5 protein-coding genes are annotated in these 3,712 nt (G+C 36.4%); 1 reads left to right on the top strand and 4 read right to left on the bottom strand.

What is annotated here, in order from left to right; all coding sequences use genetic code 11:
- Positions 1–87: 87 nt before the first annotated feature.
- The 4 genes from KTE19_RS13180 to KTE19_RS13165 all read right to left on the bottom strand — a co-directional run bounded on the left by KTE19_RS13180 (position 88) and on the right by KTE19_RS13165 (position 3,347).
- Positions 88–1,251, bottom strand: a complete 1,164-nt coding sequence (locus KTE19_RS13180) for a tyrosine-type recombinase/integrase (protein WP_217342476.1) — start codon at positions 1,249–1,251, stop codon at positions 88–90.
- A gap of 73 nt (positions 1,252–1,324) precedes the next feature.
- Positions 1,325–1,633 (bottom strand): hypothetical protein, encoded by a 309-nt coding sequence (locus KTE19_RS13175; protein WP_217342475.1) that lies wholly within the window; start codon positions 1,631–1,633, stop codon positions 1,325–1,327.
- 264 nt (positions 1,634–1,897) lie between these two features.
- The gene (locus KTE19_RS13170) at positions 1,898–2,401 is read right to left on the bottom strand and encodes a potassium channel family protein (protein ID WP_347339420.1); all 504 of its coding nucleotides are present in this window, start codon (positions 2,399–2,401) and stop codon (positions 1,898–1,900) included.
- A gap of 235 nt (positions 2,402–2,636) precedes the next feature.
- On the bottom strand, positions 2,637–3,347 hold the full coding sequence (locus KTE19_RS13165; protein WP_217342474.1) for a LexA family protein: 711 nt from the start codon (positions 3,345–3,347) through the stop codon (positions 2,637–2,639).
- 135 nt (positions 3,348–3,482) lie between these two features.
- On the opposite strand from KTE19_RS13165, the gene KTE19_RS13160 reads away from it, so the two are divergent.
- Positions 3,483–3,712, top strand: a 230-nt coding sequence (locus KTE19_RS13160; protein WP_217342473.1) for a helix-turn-helix domain-containing protein, incomplete at its 3' end; no start/stop codon positions are given.

The following is a 3,712-nucleotide window of genomic DNA, read 5'->3' as shown; positions in this document are numbered from 1 at the left end:
ATGTCGCAAGAGAGATTTTAAACTTGCTAGTGTATCAATGTTTGTAATCCTTGATTGACCATTTTTTGACCATCGAAGAAAAAAATGCTATTTTTGATGAATTTCAGACGATATTTTTTGCTTTCTTTTATCTAAATTTTCGAGCATTTTCATTGCTCGGTTTTCTTCCTCAATCCTTTTTTTCTTAAAAAGATGTGCATACGTGGTTTCTGTCACGATCGTATTTTTATGTCCTAAGCGTTCAGAAATGTAATGGGTAGAGATACCACTTGATATCAGATAGCTTGCGTGTGTGTGCCTGAGACCGTGAAATGTGATTGGTTTAGAGATAATGCCTTGCTGATATACTTTTCGTAGCAAGTGGTTAACTGTTTCCGGGCTAACGGCTCCACGACTGCGAGCAAGAAAGACAAAATTATTAGGATTCGACCTATGCCGTCGGTTCATGTATTCGTTAACAATTTGACGCCATTCCTTGAGCATCAACACTAACTGGCTGTCGATCTTGATTGTCCGCATGGATGATTCGTTTTTAGTTGGTCCAAATTTATGTTCCACGTGATCCCACGCTTTATTAACTTTCAGCGTGTGTTTTTCAAAGTTGACACAATCCCATGTTAGTCCGGCAACTTCTTCGTAGCGCATACCTGTAAGAAGGGCACATATATACATAGCTCGATCAACATCAGTGATGAATTTGATATTCATAAGACAGTATTCTAGAAGTCGTTGCATATCATCTAGGTCAAGAAATTTGTCTTCAGGCTTTTTACCCGGCTTTCCGGATATTTCGGCACCGTCAGTAAAATCTGCTGAAATTTTACCCATTTGAAATGCTTTGCGGATAGCTGCCCGAACTTGTCCATGCACTTTTTTTACCGTGCCTAATTTATGGCTGCTAGCAAGCTTGTTGATAAATTCTTGATAATCAGCATAGTCAATCGAGTCTAAAGACCGATTACCAAAATAACGCACAATTACTTCTTTTGTTGCCATGTAGCGCCGTTGTGTTGCCGAAGCAACCCTTGGTTTTTTAAAAGTGTCAAACCATTCTTGATAGTATTCTATGATGCTTTGCTTGGAAAGGTGATTACCACCATGTTTTTGTAGCTCCGCTTCCTGAGTGGTTGCCCATGCACGTGCAGCTGACTTGGTAGAAAATCCTGCTTTATTAAGCCGCTTACGCTTTCCATTCTCTTGGTAGGATAATCTTGCTGCCCATGATTTATTAAGCTTGTAAATGGAAGCCATGGCCTCTTATCTCCTTTCGCACATATGTTCGTTATGTGAGTTAAACAAAAGCCCCCGAAAGGGCCAAGGTTATTTATTTTTTTAAATTGTTGATGATTTCAGCGTTTTGTTTTTGCAGTGTATCATTCTGCTTGATCATCAGCCAATTTTGTTCCACGATAGTTTGCAGATTATTAATAATCATGTTTTCGGCATCGGATCCATGTATACGAGCACCTAAACTATAAGCAAGCAGGTCTATTAATCCATTTTGGCTCATAATGTTTTTAACAAGCTGATAAGATTTTGGATTTAAGTCATCCAAGTCGTGTTGTGCTAAAAAACGCTTAACTTTTTGCTCTCTTTTTTGTTCTTTTTCTTCTTTTGATTTAAATATCCCCATTTTTTCATCTCCCATTAGCTTGCCGAGCTTTAAACTGTTTCCAATAAGTTGACTTGTGAAAAAGTGTCGGCCAAATATTTATGAGGTATAGGATCAATAAAAAGAGGATCCCCAAACCAGTCACTAGATTCCCAAATAGAAAATCAATGATACTATTCCACCAGGTAATTAGGTTAACCACAATCATGAGTGCCAATATCCACCAAATCCATGAAGAAAAAAATTTATAGGTTGCCCAAATTATTATTAACGCTACCAATAAAATCATTTTTTTAATCTCTTTTCTAAATAATCCATTTTCCTTTTTAATTCAATATTTTCGTTTTCCATTTGCTCTAGTTTATTATATATCTTATCTAAGCTAGATCCGTTATTCTTTTGAGTAAAAAATGTTGTCAGAGTACTTGTCAATGAACCAATGAACCCAATACCAACGATCATCAAAAGAATGGCTGCAATTTTTCCAACAACAGTGTGAGGCGAAATGTCTCCATACCCCACAGTAGTTGCAGTAGTTAATGCCCACCACAGAGAATTTCCCCAACTAACCCCCTCTGCCAAAGAGTAAAGTGTGGCTGATAAAATTAAAATTGATAAACTTGTCCAAATTAAATATATGAATCCATTTGTTTTAAGAAACCCATGTAAATAGTGTTGAGCTTTCCCTATAAATCCGATAAGACGAACGAATCGGAATGCTCTTGCAAATCGCATGATTCTCATAATTCGTGCAAATCGAAAAAAACTGAATGCTGAATAAAAAGGCAAAATGGCAAGCAAGTCAAAAATATTTTGCTTAAAAAAAGTCCATTTATTTTNTAAAATAATCAACGGTAAAGATTAGTAGAATACCATTATCGAAATAAAGCCATGGTGATTTGTCAATATTTATTACTTCTACAAAATCAAAAACGACTAGCAAAATTGATATTAAAGCTAAGGTTAAAATTACAAATGAATAAATGTTTAACAACGTTTTTTTCATAAAATCCTCAATAATTAATTACTGCAATAAACTTGTTGCGAATACATATTTACCTAATATCTTAAAATCTTGGTCAATGTTCTTAGGAAAAATAAGTGGTTTGTAAATAGGATTAAATGACTCTGGTTCAAGGATAACTGCTTTGGAGGTTTCCTTGAACCTTTTTAATGTAGCGTTCTCTCCATCTACTAGAACAGCACATATATCGCCATTTTCAACCTCACAGTCTTTTGCAAAAACGGCAATAAATCCGGGAGCGATAACCTTACTCATGGAATCTCCATCAACCTGCAGCGCAAACAAATTGTCACGGCCATACTTATCTATCAAATCGTCCGGAATAATTGTTTGGCCGATAATGTGCTCATCAGCAAAAGTCGGGAGACCGGCTGTAATTTCACCATAAACATCTAACGGCTCATCAGATGTTTTCCAACCCACATTGGCAGTTATTGAAGCACCATCTGATGTGGGGTGTGCTCGAACGTTCTGCGGAACAGGCATATATCCGGCAATACTCATAAGCTCACTTTCTGGTACATTCAAACCCTTAGCAAGTTTTGAAAGAGTTTGTGGTTTGGGATTAGAGTCAGCTTTTTTATTAATAAGTTTAGACAAGTAAGCCGGAGAAACGCCAATTTTTAAGGCACTTTGTCTAATTGACCAACCATTGCGATCAATTATCTCTTTGATGTGGTCGCCAAGCGTAGAAGCATTAACATCGGGCATTGTACGATCATCCTTTCACGTTCATATCATTATCATATAACAGGTGTTTAGAAAAGAATATATTTAATTTATAAAAGTGTTGCATGTTTAGAAACGATGATGTATTATAAAGATGTTGAAAGTGAGGTGAACAATTTGAAATCAACACCAAAGCTCAAAGTTCGAAGCACTCGACGCCTCAAACATTTAATTGCAATGGCAGGTTTATCTTCTAAGGGTATGGCAGAGAATGTTGATATTACGCCTGCTTATGCGTCTGCTATTGTAAATGGTGGCTCTTACCCTAGCCCGGTTTTAGCCGGTAGAATTGTTTCTTTGTTAAACAGCCATCTAAATACAAATTTCTTAATTAATGATCTTTTTTT

Source organism: Lentilactobacillus dabitei (assembly GCF_019061365.1).
GTDB lineage: Bacteria > Bacillota > Bacilli > Lactobacillales > Lactobacillaceae > Lentilactobacillus > Lentilactobacillus dabitei.
The sequence above is the reverse complement of the archived record's forward strand: the minus strand, read 5'-3'. Positions and strand labels throughout refer to the sequence as shown.

What these genes read in the sequence shown, in the direction of transcription:
- KTE19_RS13180 (WP_217342476.1), bottom strand. Translation starts at nt 1,251, where the DNA reads ATGGCTTCCATTTACAAGCTTAATAAATCATGGGCAGCAAGATTATCC.
- KTE19_RS13175 (WP_217342475.1), bottom strand. Translation starts at nt 1,633, where the DNA reads ATGGGGATATTTAAATCAAAAGAAGAAAAAGAACAAAAAAGAGAGCAA.
- KTE19_RS13165 (WP_217342474.1), bottom strand. Translation starts at nt 3,347, where the DNA reads ATGCCCGATGTTAATGCTTCTACGCTTGGCGACCACATCAAAGAGATA.